20 protein-coding genes and 1 CRISPR repeat array are annotated in these 21244 nt (G+C 53.5%); of the genes, 16 read left to right on the top strand and 4 right to left on the bottom strand.

What is annotated here, in order from left to right:
* Positions 1-2: 2 nt before the first annotated feature.
* The 3 genes from RHI63_RS02160 to RHI63_RS02170 all read right to left on the bottom strand — a co-directional run bounded on the left by RHI63_RS02160 (position 3) and on the right by RHI63_RS02170 (position 3763).
* Positions 3-1382 carry a UDP-glucose/GDP-mannose dehydrogenase family protein gene (locus tag RHI63_RS02160; protein ID WP_206200879.1) on the bottom strand — a complete coding sequence of 460 codons (1380 nt, stop codon included), beginning with the start codon at positions 1380-1382 and terminating at the stop codon, positions 3-5.
* Between the two features lie 14 nt (positions 1383-1396).
* Positions 1397-2353, bottom strand: coding sequence for a UDP-glucuronic acid decarboxylase family protein (locus tag RHI63_RS02165; RefSeq protein ID WP_149820594.1), 957 nt, complete (start codon positions 2351-2353; stop codon positions 1397-1399).
* Positions 2354-2452: 99 nt separating this feature from the next.
* The gene (locus tag RHI63_RS02170) at positions 2453-3763 is read right to left on the bottom strand and encodes a dihydroorotase (protein ID WP_206200880.1); all 1311 of its coding nucleotides are present in this window, start codon (positions 3761-3763) and stop codon (positions 2453-2455) included.
* 190 nt (positions 3764-3953) lie between these two features.
* Here RHI63_RS02170 and nuoH point away from each other — a divergent pair, with 190 nt between their 5' ends.
* The 11 genes from nuoH (at position 3954) to RHI63_RS02225 (ending at position 12061) form a co-directional block, all read left to right on the top strand.
* Positions 3954-5072: an NADH-quinone oxidoreductase subunit NuoH gene (gene nuoH / locus RHI63_RS02175; protein WP_206200881.1), complete on the top strand. Its 1119-nt coding sequence runs from the start codon at positions 3954-3956 to the stop codon at positions 5070-5072.
* A 29-nt stretch (positions 5073-5101) separates the two neighbouring features.
* Complete coding sequence (ndhI, locus tag RHI63_RS02180) at positions 5102-5692, top strand: NAD(P)H-quinone oxidoreductase subunit I (protein ID WP_310743309.1); 591 nt, start codon at positions 5102-5104, stop codon at positions 5690-5692.
* A gap of 11 nt (positions 5693-5703) precedes the next feature.
* Positions 5704-6306 carry an NADH-quinone oxidoreductase subunit J gene (locus tag RHI63_RS02185; protein ID WP_206200883.1) on the top strand — a complete coding sequence of 201 codons (603 nt, stop codon included), beginning with the start codon at positions 5704-5706 and terminating at the stop codon, positions 6304-6306.
* Positions 6307-6315: 9 nt separating this feature from the next.
* Positions 6316-6621 (top strand): NADH-quinone oxidoreductase subunit NuoK, encoded by a 306-nt coding sequence (gene nuoK, locus RHI63_RS02190; protein ID WP_011056517.1) that lies wholly within the window; start codon positions 6316-6318, stop codon positions 6619-6621.
* Positions 6622-6696: 75 nt separating this feature from the next.
* Entirely contained in the window at positions 6697-7866 is a 1170-nt protein-coding gene (locus RHI63_RS02195; protein WP_206200884.1) for an HhoA/HhoB/HtrA family serine endopeptidase, read from the top strand.
* A 1-nt stretch (position 7867) separates the two neighbouring features.
* On the top strand, positions 7868-8881 hold the full coding sequence (locus tag RHI63_RS02200) for a DUF3326 domain-containing protein (RefSeq protein WP_302678731.1): 1014 nt from the start codon (positions 7868-7870) through the stop codon (positions 8879-8881).
* Between the two features lie 39 nt (positions 8882-8920).
* Positions 8921-9196, top strand: a complete 276-nt coding sequence (locus RHI63_RS02205) for a DUF2887 domain-containing protein (RefSeq protein WP_310743310.1) — start codon at positions 8921-8923, stop codon at positions 9194-9196.
* A gap of 3 nt (positions 9197-9199) precedes the next feature.
* Complete coding sequence (locus RHI63_RS02210; protein WP_206200887.1) at positions 9200-9394, top strand: hypothetical protein; 195 nt, start codon at positions 9200-9202, stop codon at positions 9392-9394.
* A gap of 116 nt (positions 9395-9510) precedes the next feature.
* Positions 9511-10221 (top strand): phosphoadenosine phosphosulfate reductase, encoded by a 711-nt coding sequence (cysH, locus tag RHI63_RS02215; protein ID WP_255521485.1) that lies wholly within the window; start codon positions 9511-9513, stop codon positions 10219-10221.
* Between the two features lie 4 nt (positions 10222-10225).
* On the top strand, positions 10226-11113 hold the full coding sequence (gene glyQ / locus RHI63_RS02220; RefSeq protein WP_206200889.1) for a glycine--tRNA ligase subunit alpha: 888 nt from the start codon (positions 10226-10228) through the stop codon (positions 11111-11113).
* Between the two features lie 24 nt (positions 11114-11137).
* Positions 11138-12061, top strand: a complete 924-nt coding sequence (locus RHI63_RS02225) for a polysaccharide deacetylase family protein (RefSeq protein ID WP_206200890.1) — start codon at positions 11138-11140, stop codon at positions 12059-12061.
* Here RHI63_RS02225 and RHI63_RS02230 read toward each other — a convergent pair.
* Positions 12058-12564, bottom strand: coding sequence for a hypothetical protein (locus RHI63_RS02230; RefSeq protein ID WP_206200891.1), 507 nt, complete (start codon positions 12562-12564; stop codon positions 12058-12060). The genes RHI63_RS02225 and RHI63_RS02230 overlap by 4 nt on opposite strands.
* Before the next feature lie 103 nt (positions 12565-12667).
* Between RHI63_RS02230 and RHI63_RS02235 the strand changes: the two genes are divergently transcribed.
* The 5 genes from RHI63_RS02235 (at position 12668) to metH (ending at position 21020) form a co-directional block, all read left to right on the top strand.
* Complete coding sequence (locus RHI63_RS02235; protein WP_310821778.1) at positions 12668-13288, top strand: flavin prenyltransferase UbiX; 621 nt, start codon at positions 12668-12670, stop codon at positions 13286-13288.
* Positions 13288-13803, top strand: a complete 516-nt coding sequence (locus tag RHI63_RS02240) for a hypothetical protein (RefSeq protein ID WP_310743312.1) — start codon at positions 13288-13290, stop codon at positions 13801-13803. The genes RHI63_RS02235 and RHI63_RS02240 overlap by 1 nt, the downstream gene beginning before the upstream one ends.
* 30 nt (positions 13804-13833) lie before the next feature.
* Complete coding sequence (locus tag RHI63_RS02245; RefSeq protein WP_310437958.1) at positions 13834-14496, top strand: SDR family oxidoreductase; 663 nt, start codon at positions 13834-13836, stop codon at positions 14494-14496.
* Between the two features lie 55 nt (positions 14497-14551).
* Positions 14552-15175, top strand: coding sequence for a lysozyme (locus RHI63_RS02250; RefSeq protein ID WP_399364952.1), 624 nt, complete (start codon positions 14552-14554; stop codon positions 15173-15175).
* A gap of 194 nt (positions 15176-15369) precedes the next feature.
* A CRISPR array of direct repeats spans positions 15370-17251; the repeat unit is 36 nt; unit sequence CTTGCTTCCCTTCGGGGAAGTAGATTAAATGGAAAC.
* Between the two features lie 217 nt (positions 17252-17468).
* Positions 17469-21020, top strand: a complete 3552-nt coding sequence (metH, locus tag RHI63_RS02255) for a methionine synthase (protein ID WP_310744749.1) — start codon at positions 17469-17471, stop codon at positions 21018-21020.
* The last annotated feature ends 224 nt before the right edge of the window (positions 21021-21244 follow it).

The raw sequence follows: 21244 nt of genomic DNA on the forward strand, positions 1-21244 counted from the left end.
GCTTAATGGCCAATCCCCACATAGCGGAAGCCGAGTGACTCTAGCCCCTTGCGATCCAAGAAGTTGCGGCCATCAATGATCACGGGTTGGTGCATCACCTTGGCCAGTTCCCCATAATCCACCTCTTGGAACTGTGGCCAGTCGGTCACCAGCACCAAAGCATCACAGCCATCGGCGAGGTGTAGCAAATCCGTTTCCACAATCACATGGGAGAGACCCGATCGCAGACCCGACTGGGACACGAGGGGGTCATAGGCCTTGACCTTGGCACCCAAGCGATACAGTTCCTCGATCAAATTCAGGGCAGGGGCATCCCGCAGATCATCGGTGTTGGGCTTAAACGTTAACCCCAAAAGGCCAATGGTTTTACCTTTGAGGATTTTTAGCACCTGTTGTAGTTTTTCAATGACAATAAAGCGTTGCCGCTGGTTGACTTGAACGGCTGCTTTGAGCAACTGGGCATCGTAGCCGTAGTCTTCCGCCGTGTGGATGAGCGCCGAAACATCCTTGGGAAAACAGGAACCACCCCAGCCCAAGCCCGCTTGCAGAAATTTCTCGCCAATGCGGGAATCTAGGCCAATCCCCTTGGCCACTTGAACCACATCCGCCCCCACGCGATCGCAAATATTGGCAATTTCGTTGATAAAGCTGATTTTAGTGGCCAAAAAAGCATTGGCAGCGTACTTAATCATTTCCGCCGAACTGAGATCCGTCACCAACACCGGCACGGGGGGCAAGGTGGGATCAGCCGCATACTTACGTTCAATGATCGGCGCATAGAGTTCCTGCATGATTTGAATCGCTTTGCGGCTACTACTACCCAAGACAATGCGATCGGGATTAAACGTGTCATAGACCGCTGAACCTTCCCGCAGAAATTCAGGGTTGCTGACCACATCAAAATCCAACGGCGGATGGGTCGCCCCCCCTTTAATGGCATCCGCTAGATCCGGTTCGCGCTCCACCACACCATCGAGAATAATCATTCGCACCCAGTCTCCTGAGCCAATCGGCACTGTGGATTTGTTGACAATGACTTTGTACCCCAAATGCAAATGGGCACCAATACCGCGGGCAACCGCTTCCACATAGCGGGTATCGGTTTCACCATTGGGTAAGGCGGGTGTACCGACGGCGATAAAGAGCACGTCACCAAACTCCACCCCAGCGCCAAGATCACTACTGAAGCGAATGTGGCCACTGGCAATGCACCCACGGAGTAACTCCGTCAGACCGGGTTCATAAATGGGGGATTCCCCCTGTTGCAGCAGCTTAACTTTATCAATGTTGTTGTCAATGCAAATCACCTCATGGCCAATATGTGCCAAGCACACTCCCGTCACCAAGCCCACATAGCCGGTGCCAATCACACATACCCGCATTCCCTGTGGCCTCCCTAAACTTCCACCATCATAGGCGTATAGGGCACGCCCAACCGCTCGGCAAAGTCAGGAATTGTGCGCTGTAATCCCTCGAGGAGGGGGACGGTCGGTTGCCAGCCCAACACCGTGCGAGCAAGGGTAATGTCAGGACGACGGCGCTGGGGGTCATCACTGGGCAGGGGCTTAAACTGAATTTCCACCCCCGGATTAATCAGGGCTTGGATTTTTTGGGCTAGCTCCAGCACGGTGTATTCATCAGGGTTGCCCAGATTCACAGGGCCAATGTGATCGCTATTCATCAGCCGAATTAACCCTTCCACCAAGTCGCTGACATAGCAAAAACTGCGGGTTTGGGAGCCGTCGCCATAAACGGTGAGGGGAATGCCCTGCAAGGCTTGAACAATAAAATTGCTGACTACGCGGCCATCGTTGACTTGCATTTTGGGGCCATAGGTATTAAAAATCCGTGCCACCCGCACATCCACATTGTTTTGGCGGTGGTAGTCAAAGGTGAGGGTCTCTGCCACCCGCTTGCCTTCGTCGTAACAGGAGCGGATACCAATGGGGTTGACATTCCCCCAGTAGGACTCAGATTGGGGATGCACCAGCGGGTCACCATAGACTTCTGAGGTGGAAGCAAGGAGAAACCGTGCCTTTACACGTTTGGCCAACCCCAGCATGTGGAGGGTGCCCATGACATTGGTTTTAATCGTTTTGACGGGGTTGTACTGGTAGTGAACTGGCGAGGCGGGGCAAGCCAAGTGATAGATTTGATCCACCTCAAGGCGAATCGGATCGGTGACATCATGGCGGATCAGTTCAAAATTGGGGTGACCCATCCAGCGCAGAATGTTGCGCTTTGTACCAGTGAAGTAGTTATCTAAGCAAATGACCTCATGACCCGCTTCCATCAGCCGATCAACTAGATGGGAACCAATAAACCCAGCACCGCCAGTAACCAGAATACGCATTGTGTTGCCTAAATAGAGTTACGCTATTCCTTTGCCTCAGATTAGCACGAGTTCATAGGAACCCAGTAATGTCTCATTCCAGTTCGCGATCGCTCCCCCTTAGCCGCCAAATTGAAGGGGGCGGCCGCGCACAGCGGTATTCACCCGCCCTTGGCTAAAAACAATCTCACCATTGACAAAGGTGTAAACTGGCCACCCCGTCAATGACCAGCCCTCAAAGGGACTCCAGCCGCACTTGGTGAGCAGTTCCTCGCGGCGCACTGGGCGATAGGTCTGCAAATCCACGAGCACTAGATCCGCATCGTCACCGGGGGCAATTTTGCCTTTATTGGGAATGTCGTAGGCCGCGGCAACGGCAGTGGACATCCAACGCACCACTTGGGGCACCGTACAGCGACCGGCCATTGCTTGGGTCAACATCAGGGGCAAAGAGGTTTCCACCCCCGGCATACCCGAAGGGCTTTGGGGATAGGGCTGCGCCTTTTCCTCTAGGGTGTGGGGAGCATGATCGGTGGCAATAAAGTCAATCACCCCATCCAATAATCCCTGCCAGAGTTTTTCATTATCTCCTGCGGTGCGTAGGGGCGGGTTCATTTGGGCAAGGGAGCCAATGTTGGCATAGGCCTCTGTGGTCAGCAATAGGTGCTGGGGGGTAACTTCCACCGTTATCCAAGGAAGCTTGTGCTCGCGCAGAAAGTCCACTTCAATTCCTGTAGACAGATGGAGAATGTGCAGGCGGCGTTCGTATTTACGGGAGAGCTTCACTGCTAACTGGGTGGCGTTGAGGGCAGCAATCTCGTCTTGAATTTGCGAGTGTACGGCCACATCGCTAATGCCAGCAAATTGTTCGCGACGGGCACGGATTCGCCCTTGATCTTCGGCATGGACAGCAATGAGGCGTTTGCCCTCACTAAAGATACGGTCTAAAATTGGCTCCTCATCCACCAAAAGGGGGCCGTGCATTGACCCCATGAAAATCTTGATGCCACAGACGGGCTGGACGCTGTTGAGGACGGCAAGATTCTCCTTAGTGGCGCCAATGAAAAAGCCATAATTAACAACACATTTGGCAGCAGCACGGGCGAGTTTGTCGTCGAGGCTGGCCTGATCAATGGTCAGTGGCCGAGTATTGGGCATTTCCAAAAAGCTGGTGACCCCCCCCTTGGCACAGGCACAACTGGCAGTAAATAGATCCTCTTTGTGCTCTAAGCCCGGTTCACGAAAATGGACTTGGGGGTCGATCACACCGGGCAGGAGAGTGAGACCAGTCGCATCAATAACCGTATCCTCTGGGTGGATGGTGACAGTTTCTGCGACTTCGGTGATGCGATCGCCCTCAAGGCGTACCTGTTGTTGTCGCAGTTCTCCCTCTGGGGTACAAATCACCGCATTTTGGATTGCGATCGCCACCCTGTTCTCCTGCAAAATTGGCTCTCTCCCTTGATCCTACTGGCATCTGAGACCCAAAGACACGAGGTGTAAACTATAAACATCTGTAATACTTGTGGTGATAAAAATTTGCCCCAGATCTATCTTCGTAACGGAAATAAAACCCTTATACTGTAGAGCGTGTCTGTAGGTGGGGCGCGATCGAATCGCTATGGAATCTGGTATTGACTTACAGGGGCAGTTTATTCGTGCATTGGAATCCCTTGGCCTCTCCCATGATCTGGCCAAGTTGCTATGGTTACCCCTGCCAATGTTAATGATGCTCATTGTGGCCACCGTGGGCGTACTGGTGGCCGTTTGGCTAGAACGGAAAATTTCTGCCGCTGTGCAACAGCGTATTGGCCCGGAATACATTGGTCCATTGGGGATTTTGGCACCCTTAGCCGACGGCCTAAAACTGATTTTTAAGGAAGATGTTCTCCCCGCGAATACCGATCGCTGGCTGTTTACCCTTGGGCCGGCGGTGGTCGTGATTCCTGTCTTTTTGTCCTATATTATTGTCCCCTTTGGCCAAAACCTACTGATCTCCAACTTGGCGATGGGGGTCTTTCTCTGGATTGCCCTCTCCAGTATTGCGCCCATTGGCCTGCTGATGTCGGGCTATGCCTCCAACAACAAATACTCCCTACTGGGGGGACTGCGGGCAGCGGCACAATCCATTAGCTATGAAATTCCCCTTGCCTTGGCGGTGTTGGCAGTGGCCATGATGTCCAATGGCTTGGGTACGGTGGAAATTGTCGAGCAGCAGTCGGAGTATGGCATCCTCACTTGGAATGTCTGGCGGCAGCCCATCGGCTTTTTGATCTTTTGGATTGCAGCTCTGGCAGAGTGTGAGCGCCTCCCCTTTGATTTGCCGGAAGCCGAGGAAGAACTCGTGGCTGGTTACCAAACAGAGTACGCTGGCATGAAGTTTGCCCTCTTTTACCTCGGTGCCTACGTTAATCTTGTGCTTTCGGCACTCTTGGTCAGTGTTCTTTACTTTGGGGGTTGGAGCTTTCCCATTCCCCTAGAAACCATTGCTAATCTTCTTGGGGTGAGTGAGAGCAATCCCTTTTTGCAGATTGCCTTTGCGGTGCTGGGCATCACGATGACCCTGATTAAGGCCTACTTCTTTGTCTTTTTGGCGATTCTGCTGCGCTGGACTGTGCCCCGTGTGCGCATTGACCAACTCCTAGACCTTGGTTGGAAATTCCTATTACCCGTGGGTCTAGTGAACTTGCTGCTGACCGCTGGCTTGAAGCTCGCCTTTCCCGTAGCCTTTGGCGGTTAAGAAACTCCCCATTTCCATGAGGTGACACCATGAAATTCCTCCATCAGATTACCAACTATGCCAAAGAGGCAGTGCAGTCCGCTAAGTACATTGGTCAAGGCCTCTCCGTGACCTTTGATCACATGCGGCGGCGGCCGGTGACGGTGCAATATCCCTACGAAAAACTCATTCCTTCGGAACGGTTTCGGGGACGGATTCACTTTGAGTTTGACAAGTGCATTGCCTGTGAAGTGTGCGTGCGCGTCTGCCCGATTAACCTGCCGGTGGTGGATTGGGTCTTCAACAAAGAGATCAAGAAGAAAGAACTGAAACACTACAGCATTGACTTTGGTGTGTGCATCTTCTGTGCCAACTGTGTGGAATACTGCCCCACCAATTGCCTTTCAGTAACAGAGGAGTACGAACTGGCCACCTACGATCGCCATGAGCTGAACTACGACAGTGTGGCAATGGGACGCATTCCCTATAAAGTGACCCAAGATCCGATGGTGACCCCGATCCGCGAGTTTGCCTACCTGCCGGTGGGGGTAATGTCTGGTCATGATTTGCCTGCGGGTACCCAACGGGCGGGAGAGCGTCCAGAGGCGATCGCCAACACTGCTGAATCATCTGAGAACTAGGAGTTGTTGCTGTGGACTTAGCCACCCTGACCCAAACGATTACCTTCTTTGCCCTTGCCGCTGCAGTGATTGTTGCTGCCCTTGGCGTTGTGCTCCTGAACAATGTTGTCTATTCTGCCTTCTTGCTGGGGGGCGTGTTCCTGAGCATCTCTGGGCTGTATATCCTCATGAATGCTGACTTTGTCTCAGCGGCGCAAATTCTCATCTATGTCGGCGCAGTGAACGTTCTCATCCTCTTTGCCATCATGCTCGTCAATAAGCGTGAGGCCTATACCCCAGTGCCGGGGCGTTGGCTGCGTCAGGGGGGTGCCGCAGTAGTCTCCCTTGGCGTCTTTGCCCTGCTGACAAAAATGATTTTGCAAACTCCTTGGCAGCTCAGTTCCCTGCCGCCCACGACTGACAGTATCACAACCATTGGCCAGCACTTTTTTAGTGACTTTCTTCTGCCCTTTGAGTTGGCCTCGGTCTTGCTGTTAATGGCCTTGATTGGGGCAGTGGTGCTTGCACGGCGCGAACTGGTCTTGGAACCTGAACCCATCTTAGGGGAAGAGGTGGTACCCCCCTTGGAGTTGCCGGAACGTCCCCGTGAACCTGTAGCCTTGTCTGAAAAATAGGGGAAGACGATGCAGTTAACCTATGTTTTGATCTTGGCAGCACTGCTGTTTTGTATTGGCATCTATGGCCTTGTCACCAGTCGCAATGCTGTGCGTGTGCTCATGTCCATTGAGTTGCTTTTGAATGCTGTCAACCTCAACTTGATTGGGTTTGCCAACTATCTGGATGGCCAGCAAATCAAAGGGCAAGTCTTTGCCGTGTTTGTGATTACGGTAGCAGCCGCCGAAGCAGCCGTGGGTTTAGCCATTATTTTGGCCATCTATCGCAACCGTGACACTGTTGACATGGAGAAATTCAACCTCCTGAAGTGGTAGACTAGAAGTCGGAACTTGCTTGCCTCAATTGCCGTCTACTTTCAAGAACCAGTGTCAGCAAAAGGGCAATCACCTATGACAGTGCGTCTTGGTAAATCGGTCACTTATCTGTCGTTAATGGCATTGGGGGCAGCCGCTGCAATGTTTGCCACCCACCTAATGCCAGCGTCATCGCCCTTGGTGACCCCCAGCTTGGCGCAGTTACCGGCACCGCTACCAGCGGGAAATGACATTAACTTTATTGCCCGTGCTGTTGAGCAAGTCGGCCCGGCGGTGGTGCGGATTGATGCTTCCCGTACGGTGCAGACCCGTGTGCCCGCCATCTTTAATGACCCTTTCTTTCAGGAATTTTTTGGGCCAATGATGCCCCCCCGCAGCCGCGAGGAGCGGGGTCTTGGGTCTGGCTTTATCATTAGCAGTGATGGCTTGATCCTCACCAATGCCCATGTGGTGGATGGTGCTAACCGGGTGCGAGTAACCCTCAAGGATGGCCGCACGTTTGAGGGGCAGGTTTTGGGTCAAGACCGTCTGACGGATGTGGCCGTAGTCAAGGTGAATGCCAACAATTTACCGGTGGTGCGCCTTGGCAATTCTGATCATTTACGTCCCGGTGAGTGGGCGATCGCCATCGGCAATCCCTTGGGTCTCGATAATACGGTGACTGCGGGCATCATTAGTGCGACGGGACGTTCCAGCGGTGATATTGGCGTGCCCGATAAGCGGGTGGGCTTCATTCAAACCGATGCGGCCATTAACCCTGGCAACTCTGGTGGCCCCCTGTTGAATCAACGGGGAGAAGTCATTGGCATGAATACCGCGATTATTGGTGGTGCCCAGGGCTTGGGATTTGCCATTCCCATCAACACGGCTCAACGAATTGCCAACCAACTGATTGCCAACGGTCGCGTCGATCACCCCTTCTTGGGTATTCGCATGGCCAATCTCACCCCTGAGGTGCAGCAACGTCTCAACGCTAATCCCAATAGTCCCGTCCGCGTCCAAGAAAGTTCGGGGGTTTTGATTTTTCAAGTCCTGCCTAACTCGCCAGCCGCCCGCGCGGGTCTGCAACCCGGCGATGTGATCCGTCGTATCAATGGCCAAAACATCACCAAAGCGGATCAAGTGCAGCAAATGGTGGAAAGCACAGGCATTGGTCGCACCATGGAACTGGAAGTGCGCCGTAGGGGTCAAACGGTGACCGTGGCCGTGCAGCCGGCTCCCCTCCCTACCCAGGCTAGTCGCTGACGTGCTGACGGCCGTTCTGATCATTCCAACGGGCATTGGGGCTGCCATTGGTGGCTATGCGGGTGATGCGATTCCAGTTGTTCGTGCTTTGGCGCAGGTGTGCGATCGCCTGATTACCCATCCTAACGTTCTCAATGGGGCGATGCTCTATTGGCCACTGCCCAATGTTTGGTATGTGGAAGGCTATGCCCTTGATGAATTTGCGGTTGGCCGTTGGGGATTGCTGCCACCGCGTCCAAATCGCATTGGCCTGTTACTGGATGCAGCGATTGAAGCGGATCTCCAACTGCGCCATCGTCAAGCAGCGGCGGCCTGTTCTGCCACCTTGGGTCTAATGATGACTGAACCTGTGATTACAGATGAACCCTTGGGCGTGCAGTTGCAAACCGCTGCCTCGGGGGCAACCTGGGGGACTCTGGCGAACCCCGCTAGTTTATTGCGGGCGGCAGAAAAGCTGATTCAAGTGGCTCAGGCAGAGGCGATCGCAATTGTGACCCGCTTTCCGGATGATCCGGGCACAGACGCATTGCACCACTATCGCAGTGGCCAAGGTGTCGATCCCCTCGCCGGGGCAGAAGCGGTGATTAGTCATTTGGTTGTCCAGCACTTTCAGCTTCCGGCAGCCCATGCCCCCGCCCTGCAACCATTGCCCCTAGAGGAGACTGTGCACCCCCGTGCCCTTGCCGAAGAAATTGGTTATACCTTTTTGCCGTCCGTGTTGGTGGGGTTGAGTCGTGCTCCCCGCTATAGCCCGACTGCCCCGCAGGCGCTGTGGCGACAGGAGGTGAATGCGGTGATTGTACCCGCCACTGCCCTTGGTGGACGGGGAATTCTGGCCTTGGCTCAACAGGGCGTCCCCATCCTAACGGTGACTAACAATACCACAACCCTCAATGTTACAGCTGTCGATTTGGGGATAGAGACAATCCCTTGCCAGTCCTATGCCGAGGCCATTGGCGTGTTGAGTGCGATGAAGGCGGGCGTGTCTTGGCAAACGGTTACACTGGCAACCTGAAAAAATTTTTGCTTCTATCCCCATCGTCAAGTGGAACAGGTGTCCTTTGAACCCTATGAGGTGTTGGTGAATAGTCATCACCTGCATCGGGTCTATCTGAATGAATTGGAGTCACTTGAGACATTGCCATTGAGCCTAGCGCTGATGCAACTCACTGTGTTACCCGAAGCAAAAATGCCGACAGCAGCACGGTTGTTGGCAGAGCGAACTCGCACAGAGGCAGTGCCAAGGCCAAAAGTCATAATAGAGTTATATGGCTATTCCAATCACTGGAACGGTGGTCGGGGTGCCCCTGCTGGACAAGTGATGCTCTGAAATGTGGAAACGCGGCAAGTGGTGGGCACATGGCCTGCACGGCTGGAAAATCGCTACTATTGGGTCGTGCAACCCGAAATTGTGGTAGCGCCGGGGCGGTATGCAGTGTTGACCTCCAGCCCGCAAACGTGGTCTTATAATGCGACTTCCAAAAATGCTGGCATGACTTGGATTGAAGGGTACCCAATGCCTCGCTAGTGTCAAAGTTGGAGAAATTGTTGGCAGGGGGGCGATCGCGAGTCGCAGGGCGGGGCTTTAGACCCAATTCTTTGGTAAGCTAAAGAATGCTTTCTAAAACCGTGCTAAAACCTCCTATGGCTGCATCCGTAAGCTTTGACCTCGATGCCCTGAACCAACGCTTTGAGGGGGCACATCCCCGTGAAATTCTAGCGTGGGCAGTGGCTGAAATTCCCCAAGGGCTGGTGCAGACCAGTGCCTTTAATGTCGATGACATGATGATTACAGATTTGCTCTACCGTGATCTACGCCCCAATCCGCCGGTGCCTGTTCTCTTTTTGGATACGCTGCATCACTTTCCAGAAACCCTTGAATTTGTGCAGCAGGCCAAGGAAAAATATGGTCTGGATTTGCGCACCTACAAAACCCCCGATGTGGACAGTCGTGAGGCCTTTGCTGCTCGCTATGGCGACAAGCTTTGGGAAACCAATGTTGAGCAGTTTCACCATCTCACTAAAATTGAACCACTGCAACGGGGCTTAGCAGAACTCAATACGGTGGCTTGGATTACGGGACGGCGTCGCGATCAGGCGGTTACCCGCGCCAATATGCCCTACGTGGAACTGGACAAGCAGGGTCGTCTGAAAATTAATCCCCTCGCTGCTTGGACACGCAAACAAACATGGGCCTACGTGATGGAGCACGGAGTAATTTACAATCCCCTCCACGATCGCGGCTATGCCAGCATTGGCGATGAACCCCTCACTACCCCTGTAGCCGAAGGGGAAGACGAACGGGCAGGTCGCTGGCGTGGCATGGGCAAAACCGAGTGCGGCATCCACATCTAAGCCCATGTACTTTCAGGACGTTATTGCCACACTGCACCAGTTTTGGGCGGCTCAGGGATGCCTGATTGCCCAGCCCTATGACGTGGAAAAGGGCGCCGGTACCAAAAGCCCCCATACCTTTTTGCGTGCCCTCGGCCCTGAGCCTTGGGCAGTGGCCTATGTCGAACCCTGTCGCCGACCCGGAGATGGCCGCTATGGCGAGAATCCCAACCGCTATCAGTACTACTACCAGTACCAAGTGCTGATTAAGCCGTCCCCTGAGAATATCCAAGAGATCTATTTGGAGTCGCTACGCGCCCTTGGCATTCGCCCCCAAGAGCATGACATTCGCTTTGTTGAAGACAACTGGGAGGATGCGGCCGTTGGCGCGTGGGGTGTGGGCTGGGAGGTCTGGCTCGATGGTATGGAGGTGACGCAGTTTACCTATTTCCAGCAGTGTGGTGGCTTAGATTGTCGGCCGGTCTCCATTGAGATTACCTATGGCTTGGAACGGTTGACCATGTACCTCCAGGAGGTGGATGCGATCGCCAGTATCCGCTGGAACCCCACGCTCACCTATGGCGATGTCCATTTGCAAGGGGAAATTGAACAGTCCACCTACAACTTCGAGGCCTCAGATCCGGAACGATTGTTCACCCTTTTTAGTCTCTACCAGCAGGAGGCGGAGCAGCTTCTAGAAAAGCAGTTGGTACTACCCAGCTTGGATTATGTGCTCAAGTGTTCCCACACCTTTAACCTGCTGGATGCCCGTGGTGTGATTTCGGTGGCAGAGCGCACGCGCTACATTGGTCGCATTCGGGGCTTGGCACGGCGGGTCGCCCAAACCTATGTGCAACAACGGGAAGCCCTAGGATTTCCACTGCTGAAGGAGCCAACGCCGATCGCCCCCTAAGTCACCATCGCTCAAGGAGTATCCATGGGACGGCAGTGGTACCTGTCGGTGGTCTTGGCCTTGTTTGCAGCATCGGCAACGCTAGCAGCGGATGTGCCACGCTTTCTCAGTCCTAGCAAGTTTTGGGGACAGTTGGTCTCTCAAGTCAAACCCTTGAAGCCCGAAAAAGTGGTGGCGCTGACCTTTGATGATGGCCCTTGGGGAACCTCAACCCGCCAAGTGCTGCAAATTCTCAAGGAGGAGGAGGTCAAAGCCACATTTTTTGTGATTGGTAAGCACGCCCTCATGTACCCCGATATCATTGCTGACATTGTCAAAGCCGGTCATGCCGTTGGCAACCATAGTTGGAGTCATCCCTATCAGCCCGTTGGTCCTGAAGTCGCCAAGCAAGAAATTGAAAACACCTCTGCGCTCATTGCCAAGCAAAGCCAAGCGCAAACGCGCCTGTTTCGGCCACCGGGGGGCAATCTGACCACGGGGCTAGTGGATTATGCCAAGTCGAAAAACTACGCCATCATCCTGTGGTCGGTGGATACCCACGACACCCGCCCCAACACCACAGCAGCGGACATTGTTGAGCGCACCCTCAAGGAAGTGAAACCGGGTAGTATTATTTTGCTCCACGATGGCGGCGGCGATCGCGCCACTACCCGCAAAGCTCTCCCCACGCTGATTCGTCGCCTGCGGCAAAAAGGTTATCGCTTTGTCACTGTGCCGGAACTGCTGCAACTGGCAGTTAAAGCCCCCACGCCGAAGCCTGAACCAACACCAACACCTCCGCCTCCACCGACAATCACACCAACACCCACCCCTGAGCCAACTGCCACCCCGAAACCCAGTCCAAGCCCAGTTCCCACCCCAGAAAGCCTGCCCAGTCCTGAGCCGATACCGACCCCTCCCGTCCCCAGTGAACCGCAATTGGAGCCGCCACGCATGCCCCCTAACTAAGGCTCTAGGGGAAATTCACTAATCTGTGGCGTCGAGGTACCATTGAGGGTTTCCCCCAGTTGATGGAGGGGTTCATAGACCGGTTCTAAACTGGCTTGGGTGTGGGCGATCGCCCGCAGGAGTTCAGCCGTGAGATATTCCAAGGGATGGGGAGGGGGCGGTTGGCGGCGGCGGTATTTGGGAGTGGGCACAAACTCACTGGCTACGGCCTGAAGCTGGTAGGCCAATGCTTTCACCTTGGCAAGGTAGGTCAGGGTTTCCTCAAGGTGCTGGGTAATTTGCTGGTGTTGGGCTTGCAGTTGTTGCCACTGTTCGGGGGCGATCGCACCCGCTGCTGGTTTGAGATCGAGGGGAGTCAAATCCTGAAACAGTGCTTCTATGTCTGGGGTTTCACTACTCACGAGTCCCTCCAACAAGGCCGCATCAAATAACTCCCCGAGCACTTCGGGAGAGACGGCTGCCCACTCACTGGGGGAAGAAAATGCAGGGTCAGGCGCTGTCATGGGCATTTACCAAGTCGCGTTGGGCGGGATTGCAGTGCATCAAAAGGGGACGGTTGCCCTAACTTTGTTAACCTTATAACGGTTTTGTTTGGTGATCGCGGTTGTGACCTCCTCTTCTTTGCCAATTGTTTTGGGTGTAACGGGTGCATCGGGTCTCATTTACGCAGTGCGTGCCATTAAATTTCTATTACAGGCGGACTATCCTATTCAATTAGTGGCATCAAAGGCCGTGCACCAGGTGTGGCAAGCAGAATATGGCCTCACCCTGCCGATTCAGCCCGAGAAGCAGGAACTGTTTTGGCGCCAACAAGCCCAAGTCTGGACGGGATCCCTCACCTGTCACCGACCCACGGATGTGGCAGCGGCGATCGCCAGTGGTTCCTTTCGCACCTTGGGCATGGTGATTCTGCCCTGTAGTATGAGTACGGTCGCTAAGTTGGCGGCAGGACTGAGTTCGGATCTCCTAGAGCGGGTGGCCGATGTCCACCTCAAGGAACACCGTCCGTTGGTGCTGGTGCCCCGCGAAACGCCTTTTAGTCTCATTCATCTGCAAAACCTGACCCAATTGGCAATGGCCGGGGCGCGAATTGTACCCGCCATCCCTGCGTGGTATCACCGGCCGCAGACCATTGAGGATCTGGTGGATTTTGTCATCGCCCGTGCCCTTGATCAGTTAGGGTTGGATTGTGTGCCTCTGCGACGTTGGCAAGGACCCCTTTCCTAATGCGCGCTTGGATTTATCTGGGGGCGATCGCCCTGCTCAGTACACTGGTCGTCCAAAATTGGCAGCCGCTGGTCTCGCTGCGCTTTTTGGGACAGCAAACTCCGGCGCTCCCCCTTGCCGCTTGGCTTGTGGTGGCAGCCCTCTCAGGAATCGTGGCGGGGCAGTGTTTACTCTGGCTAACCGCAGAAGCGCCAGTAGCGCGGCCAACCCCGCGATCGCAACCCCCTGAACCAGAACTGGATGCCTCGATGCGTCCGCCGGAGGATGAACCAGAGATCGATACCAGCGATGTGGAGGATTGGTTTAGCGAGCCTGAGCCAGCCCCCCGCGAACCAGAGATTCAAGATCGCCCCCGCACGACCTACTCGTACCAATATCGCCCTTCCCGCAAAGCCACCGCCAAAGCCCCGCCACCCCCAGAAGAGGTTGTGGATGCCGAATACCGCATTCTGACGCCGCCACCCCCCAAGGACGCTCCCCCAGAGGATGAAGAAGACTGGGATATTCCCCTATGATCAAAGGCGTTGCCATCGGAGGAACAGCTTGTGAAAGTTGCCGTGGTTGGTGCCACAGGTCGCACGGGTCATCGCATTGTGAATGCCCTACAAGCGTCTGAGCATCAGGCGATCGCTGTTGTGCGCAATCCCGCCAAAGCCCAAGGGCGCTGGCCAACGGTAGAGATTCGCACCGCTGATGTGACCCAACCGCAGACGCTGCCCCCGGCGCTGCAAGAGTGTGATGCGGTGATTTGTGCCACAGGAGCCAGCCCCAGCCTCAACCCCTTGGAACCCCTAAGTGTGGATTATCTGGGCACCAAGAATCTGGTGGATGCCGCCAAAGCTGCCCATGTGCAGCAGTTTATTCTCGTCTCGTCGCTGTGTGTCTCGCAATTTTTCCATCCCCTGAATCTTTTTTGGCTGATTTTGTATTGGAAGCAGCAGGCAGAACGTTATCTCCAAGAAAGCGGTCTAACTTACACGATTGTGCGGCCGGGGGGTCTGAAGGAAACCGATGACGGTGGCTTTCCGATCATTGCCCCAGCAGATACCCTCTTTGAGGGGAGTATCGCGCGATCGCGGGTGGCGGAAATCTGTGTGGCAGCCTTGGGCGAGCCGAGTGCCTACAACAAAATTTTTGAGGTGGTCAGCCGTCCTGATCAAACCCCAGCCGCCTATCCAGAGTTATTCCGCTCAATTGCGGCAGTGTGAGGATCAGTTGGTGCGGTTTTCCCGTTGGTTGCTGGCGATCGCTCTTCTAGTGGGCATGGGCTATTTCTTTTTTGGGTCGCGTTCAAGTGCCCTCTGGTGGTACTGGTACCGCTGGCAGCCGGGTCAAATTGCCCCCTTAGTCATGCAGGGGGGTGATCCCTATGTACGGGCACTGATGCGCACCATTTCTGCCAGTGAGGCCAACGACGCCAATCCCTACACCCTGCTCTATGGTGGCGAACACGTCCAAGACCTCAGCCAGCATCCCGATCGCTGTATTCCCATTCGCCGCGGTCCCAATCAGCACCTATGTACCACCGCCGCAGGCCGCTATCAATTTCTCACCACCACTTGGGAAGAAAAAGCCGCCCGCTATCATCCCCAACCGCCGAGCTGGTTTTGGCAGGGCTATAGCTTTGCCCCAGAGTATCAAGATCAGGTGGTCTATCGCTGGCTCACAGATCCGGCCGCTTGGAATGCCGATATTCCCCAACTCTTGCGGGAGGGACGTGTACAGGAAGTTTTTGCCCTACTGTCGGATACGTGGACTAGTCTGGGCTACGGCCTTGAAAGCAACCTGATCACACCCCACCTCGAAGAGATTTACCAGCAACTGTTGGCTCAAGAATTAGCCGCCTCCCAGACTGCACACTCTCCGGGGAGGGATGCGTTACGCTAGTCAATTTTCTCTGCCGACGGATCTATTCGAGTGCCCCAATTTCTGATTCTTGCGTAGAATCCCTCGGAGTCGCTCTAGAAGAGGGTTTGAGTATTTTCAGTGGCCTCGTAGAAAATGATTTGACACCCCTCGCAGGGGATCCCTCGGAACAGGGGGTTGCAATCCGCTCAGGGAGAGGCTATATTGAAGATGCTCTTGCTTCCCTTCGGGGAAGTAGATTAAATGGAAACTCTTCTGCTCTGGGATCGTCGAGCAGAAAGTCAATGTCTTGCTTCCCTTCGGGGAAGTAGATTAAATGGAAACTTCGGCCAATAGCGGCCGTTTAAAAACTTTGAAATAGTAAACTTGCTTCCCTTCGGGGAAGTAGATTAAATGGAAACTTTATCCTTGGTGATTAACACCAAGGAAAGGGGTTCGATCTTGCTTCCCTTCGGGGAAGTAGATTAAATGGAAACCACAGGATAGTGTCTTTAGTGGGTTTGGTTAGGGAAACCTTGCTTCCCTTCGGGGAAGTAGATTAAATGGAAACTGTCCATGACATACTCCGTGAGAGCACGGAAATCATCTTGCTTCCCTTCGGGGAAGTAGATTAAATGGAAACTTCCACAAGTCTGAATACGTCAGAATCGGGTTCTGTAACTTGCTTCCCTTCGGGGAAGTAGATTAAATGGAAACAGAACTCGACCTTTAGCAGTATGAAAACGACCTAGAACTTGCTTCCCTTCGGGGAAGTAGATTAAATGGAAACAAACGGTGTTCTTTGTAATAGGAGCCTATAGGGTCTCTTGCTTCCCTTCGGGGAAGTAGATTAAATGGAAAGGAGGAATTTGCGTGGTACACTGAAACGATGTTATTAACTTGCTTCCCTTCGGGGAAGTAGATTAAATGGAAAGTTGAATAGCTCAGATGGCTGAGTTAATGTTTGGTATCTTGCTTCCCTTCGGGGAAGTAGATTAAATGGAAAGCTAAACTCGATGGGAGTATAGACCACTTCATACTTAAAAGTGGTCTTCTTGCTTCCCTTCGGGGAAGTAGATTAAATGGAAAGGGTGGGCTGTGCCACGTTTTCGGTGGGCTGTGCCACTTGCTTCCCTTCGGGGAAGTAGATTAAATGGAAAGCCCTCGAAGAGGTTTCTCGATCACATTAGCCTTGAGTGCCTTGCTTCCCTTCGGGGAAGTAGATTAAATGGAAACGCAATCGTAAACAAAATATCTTTCTCAATGTCTGGTTCTTGCTTCCCTTCGGGGAAGTAGATTAAATGGAAACTTTTTGCAACCCTGTTCTTCCGTCTCTTTTTGTTCCTTGCTTCCCTTCGGGGAAGTAGATTAAATGGAAACAGAACAATTGAAAGATGATGTTCAGAGGGGTAGTTCTTGCTTCCCTTCGGGGAAGTAGATTAAATGGAAACCTGTAACAGAACCCATAAGACTAAATCCCGTTGGGGTTTAGTCTTGCTTCCCTTCGGGGAAGTAGATTAAATGGAAACTTGTACTCCAATAATGCCGTGATCAGATGATCACGCCTGAACTTGCTTCCCTTCGGGGAAGTAGATTAAATGGAAACAACAAGTTATTTAATTTTTCCCACGAGCGTTGCGTGGGAACTTGCTTCCCTTCGGGGAAGTAGATTAAATGGAAACAACCAATAAAAAATTTCAAGTATTTCAATGCTTGATCTTGCTTCCCTTCGGGGAAGTAGATTAAATGGAAACGAAAAAAACTATCCCGCCCAGAAAAAATTATCTGGGCTTGCTTCCCTTCGGGGAAGTAGATTAAATGGAAACCGCTCAGGCCTCTGGAAATTTCCTTCAGAGGTTCAGGCTTGCTTCCCTTCGGGGAAGTAGATTAAATGGAAACTTCCTTAATTTGGCTCTAAAATTGAACTAGAAACCCTTGCTTGCTTCCCTTCGGGGAAGTAGATTAAATGGAAACCTCCATTGTCGGTAATCTTGCACATCCTGAAGGATCCTTGCTTCCCTTCGGGGAAGTAGATTAAATGGAAACTTTTAGTAGCCTTTTGTCCTCTTCAAACAAATATTTCTTGCTTCCCTTCGGGGAAGTAGATTAAATGGAAACAACAAGAACAGAGAAATACTGTCATCAAAAACAGGCTGAGTACTCAGTTTTTTGAAGGGGGGGTGTTGAATTCTATTTTTTCTGCACCCCTAATTTTTTTGTCGCAAGAAGTGTCAAGGCCGAGCTGTCAGTTCCATCCGTGAGCAAAGGGCTGTACCGCTCCCGGAGAGATTAAAATCAGAAAAACCCTCTGGTGTAAATCGGCTGGCCTTGGTGGATGTCTATGTCGTTTCTTGAGTATCTCCATGCAGAACCGCGGCGCGTCATTGTCTTTGATGGCGCAATGGGCACGAATCTTCAGGCGCAAAACCTGACGGCAGAGGACTTTGGGGGCAAGGCGTACGAAGGCTGCAATGAATACTTGGTCATCAGCAAGCCAGAGGCGGTGGCCAAGGTGCATCGGGACTTTTTGGCAGCAGGCGCCGATGTCATTGAAACAAATACCTTTGGAGCCTCCTCCGTTGTTCTCAGTGAATACAATTTGGGCGATCGCGCCTACGAAATTAGCAAGAAAGCCGCCGAACTGGCCAAGTCCGTGGCCGCTGAATTTAGCACCCCCGAAAAACCCCGCTTTGTCGCTGGCTCAATGGGGCCTGGTACCAAACTCCCCACCCTTGGCCACATCGACTACGACACCCTCTACACAGCTTTTCGCGAACAAGCGGCGGGTCTCTTTGATGGCGGGGTTGACCTATTTATTATTGAAACCTGCCAAGACGTGCTGCAAATCAAGGCGGCACTCAATGGGGTAATGGCCGTCTTTCGAGAACGGGGAGAACGCCGCCCTCTCATGGTCTCCGTGACGATGGAGCAGCAGGGCACGATGCTGGTTGGCTCGGAAATTGGTGCTGCCCTGACGATTCTGGAACCCTATCCCATTGATATTTTGGGACTCAACTGCGCCACAGGGCCTGACCTGATGACGGAGCATATCCGCTACCTCTCGCAGCACTCCCCCTTTGTGATTTCCTGCATTCCCAACGCCGGCTTGCCTGAGAACATTGGTGGTTGTGCCTACTACAAATTAACACCGATGGAACTGCGGCTAGCCCTCACCCGCTTTGTCGAGGACTTTGGGGTGCAAGTGATTGGCGGCTGTTGCGGCACTCGACCGGATCACATTGCTGCCCTTGCCGAAATTGCTGCCACCCTGACCCCCAAGGCGCGATCGCCCCAACGGATTCCCGCGGCTGCCTCGATCTACAGCCCGCAGCCCTACGACCAAGAGAATTCCTTCCTGATCATTGGTGAGCGGCTCAATGCCAGTGGCTCGAAAAAATGCCGCGATCTCCTCAATGCCGAAGACTGGGATGGCCTCGTTGCCCTTGCCCGTGCCCAAGTGCGTGAAGGTGCCCACATCCTTGATGTCAACGTGGACTATGTGGGGCGCGATGGCGTGCGGGATATGCACGAGTTGGTGTCGCGGTTGGTTACCAATGTCACCCTGCCCCTGATGCTTGACTCTACGGAGTGGCAAAAGATGGAAGCGGGGCTAAAGGTGGCGGGGGGCAAATGCCTGCTCAACTCCACCAACTTTGAGGATGGTGAACCCCGCTTTTACAAAGTTTTGGAACTGGCGAAAACCTATGGCGCTGGCGTTGTGGTCGGCACGATTGATGAAGAGGGGATGGCACGAACGGCTGAGAAAAAGTTTGCCATTGCTGAACGGGCTTATAAAGCCGCCCTTGACTACGGCATTCCCCCCTACGAGATTTTCTTTGACCCTTTGGCACTGCCGATTTCCACAGGGATTGAGGAGGATCGGGTCAACGGTCGGGAAACCATTGCCGCCATTCGCCGTATCCGCGCTGAACTCCCCGGCTGTCATATTTTGCTGGGGGTCTCGAATATCTCCTTTGGTTTGAACCCAGCGGCTCGCCAAGTCCTGAACTCGATGTTTCTCCATGAGGCGATGCAGGCGGGCATGGATGCTGCCATTGTCAGTGCTGCCAAGATTCTGCCCTTGGCGAAAATTGAGCCAGAGCACCAAGAAGTGTGCCGTGATCTGATCTATGATCGGCGGCGATTTGAGGGGGACGTGTGTGTCTATGACCCCCTTGCGGAACTGACCCGCCTCTTTGAGGGCAAAACCACCCAACCGGATCGCTCGCAGGTGGAGAACCTGCCCATTGAGGAGCGGCTAAAGCGCCACATTATTGATGGCGATCGCCTTGGTCTTGAGGACACCCTCGCCAAAGCCCTTGAAACCTATGCTCCCCTTGAAATTATCAATACCTTCTTGCTCGATGGCATGAAGGTGGTGGGTGAACGCTTTGGCGCTGGGCAGATGCAACTGCCCTTTGTTTTGCAGTCCGCAGAAACGATGAAGGCCGCCGTCGCCTACCTCGAACCCTTTATGGAGAAATCTGCCACGGGGGACACCGCCAAGGGCACGGTTGTGATTGCCACGGTGAAGGGGGATGTCCATGATATTGGCAAAAACTTGGTGGATATTATCCTCACCAACAATGGCTATCGGGTGATTAACTTGGGGATTAAGCAACCCGTTGAAAATATCATCCAAGCCTATGAGGCGCATCAGGCAGACTGCATTGCCATGAGTGGCCTCTTGGTGAAATCCACCGCCTTTATGAAGGAGAATCTGGAGGTCTTTAATGAGCGAGGCATTACCGTTCCCGTGATTCTGGGGGGGGCGGCCCTCACACCCAAATTTGTCTACGAGGATTGCCGCGCCACCTACCACGGTCAAGTGATCTACGGCAAGGATGCCTTTGCCGATTTGCACTTTATGGATCGGTTGATGCGGGCAAAGGCCGCAGGGCAGTGGGACGATCGCCAAGGATTTTTGGATGGCACAACGGTCTCTCCCCCAGAGGCAGAGGCCACACCGGCGATCGCCCCCGAACCCCCCTCGGTGACTGAACCCGAAACGCCAGAAGTAGTAGATACACGCCGTTCTGAAGCTGTTGCGGTGGAGATTCCCCGCCCCACACCCCCCTTCTGGGGCATTCGTCACCTCAAGGCGGATCAGATTCCCCTTTCTGAGGTCTTTGCCTATCTGGATCTCCAAGCCCTGATTGCGGGTCAGTGGCAGTTTCGCAAACCCAAGGATCAAGACCGTACCACCTATGATGCCTTCCTTGCCGAGAAGGTCTATCCCATCCTTGAGGAGTGGAAACAGCGCATCCTTGCGGAAAACCTACTCCATCCTGAACTGATTTATGGCTACTTCCCCTGTCAAAGTGAGGGTAACACGGTCTATATCTACGATCCGCAGCGGGTTGGTGACAAAAGTGCCTGCATCCCTGAGCGGGCGATCGCCCAGTTTACCTTCCCTCGCCAAAAGAGGGGGCGTCGCCTCTGTATTGCCGACTTTTTTGCCCCTGTGGCATCGGGCATCATTGATGTCTTTCCCATGCAAGCGGTGACCGTTGGTGAAATTGCTACCCAAGTGGCGCAGGAGCTATTTGCGGCCAATCAATACAGTGACTACCTCTACTTCCACGGCATGGCGGTGCAAACGGCGGAAGCCCTCGCAGAGTGGTGTCATGCCCGCATTCGCCGTGAATTGGGCTGCACTCCCGATCCAGAGTCGATTCGCGATATTCTTGCCCAGCGCTACCAAGGCTCCCGCTATAGCTTTGGCTATCCTGCCTGCCCCAATATGCAGGATCAATATACGCAACTGCGACTCCTCGAGAGCGATCGCATGGGGATGTATATGGACGAGAGTGAACAACTCTACCCTGAGCAATCCACCACGGCGATCATCTGCTACCATCCCACCGCCAAGTATTTCAGCGTCTAAGCCTCAGCTTTCTTCGTGCTAAAACTAATCATTCAAAAGACGGTGCCATGGGTACACCAAGGGCATCCCCTAAACAGGCACCCAATAATCCATTGACAACATATTCAGCATTCATAGGGAGCAACCAGATCGGATTTTTCAAGAGTTCTCAAGAATTCTTATCACCCTAGGTACCCCATGTTTTAGAAAAGAACTGTCGCGATCGCCCCAATGATAAACTGCAA

This window comes from Thermosynechococcus sp. GLH187 (genome assembly GCF_031583395.1).
GTDB lineage: Bacteria > Cyanobacteriota > Cyanobacteriia > Thermosynechococcales > Thermosynechococcaceae > Thermosynechococcus.

Excerpts from the sequence above, each read along its gene's own strand:
- metH (WP_310744749.1), top strand. The coding sequence starts at position 17,469 with ATGTCTATGTCGTTTCTTGAGTATCTCCATGCAGAACCGCGGCGCGTC.
- RHI63_RS02240 (WP_310743312.1), top strand. The coding sequence starts at position 13,288 with ATGCGCGCTTGGATTTATCTGGGGGCGATCGCCCTGCTCAGTACACTG.
- RHI63_RS02160 (WP_206200879.1), bottom strand. The coding sequence starts at position 1,382 with ATGCGGGTATGTGTGATTGGCACCGGCTATGTGGGCTTGGTGACGGGA.
- glyQ (WP_206200889.1), top strand. The coding sequence starts at position 10,226 with ATGTACTTTCAGGACGTTATTGCCACACTGCACCAGTTTTGGGCGGCT.
- RHI63_RS02195 (WP_206200884.1), top strand. The coding sequence starts at position 6,697 with ATGACAGTGCGTCTTGGTAAATCGGTCACTTATCTGTCGTTAATGGCA.
- RHI63_RS02225 (WP_206200890.1), top strand. The coding sequence starts at position 11,138 with ATGGGACGGCAGTGGTACCTGTCGGTGGTCTTGGCCTTGTTTGCAGCA.
- nuoH (WP_206200881.1), top strand. The coding sequence starts at position 3,954 with ATGGAATCTGGTATTGACTTACAGGGGCAGTTTATTCGTGCATTGGAA.
- ndhI (WP_310743309.1), top strand. The coding sequence starts at position 5,102 with ATGAAATTCCTCCATCAGATTACCAACTATGCCAAAGAGGCAGTGCAG.
- RHI63_RS02230 (WP_206200891.1), bottom strand. The coding sequence starts at position 12,564 with ATGACAGCGCCTGACCCTGCATTTTCTTCCCCCAGTGAGTGGGCAGCC.
- cysH (WP_255521485.1), top strand. The coding sequence starts at position 9,511 with ATGGCTGCATCCGTAAGCTTTGACCTCGATGCCCTGAACCAACGCTTT.
- RHI63_RS02250 (WP_399364952.1), top strand. The coding sequence starts at position 14,552 with ATGGGCTATTTCTTTTTTGGGTCGCGTTCAAGTGCCCTCTGGTGGTAC.
- RHI63_RS02165 (WP_149820594.1), bottom strand. The coding sequence starts at position 2,353 with ATGCGTATTCTGGTTACTGGCGGTGCTGGGTTTATTGGTTCCCATCTA.
- nuoK (WP_011056517.1), top strand. The coding sequence starts at position 6,316 with ATGCAGTTAACCTATGTTTTGATCTTGGCAGCACTGCTGTTTTGTATT.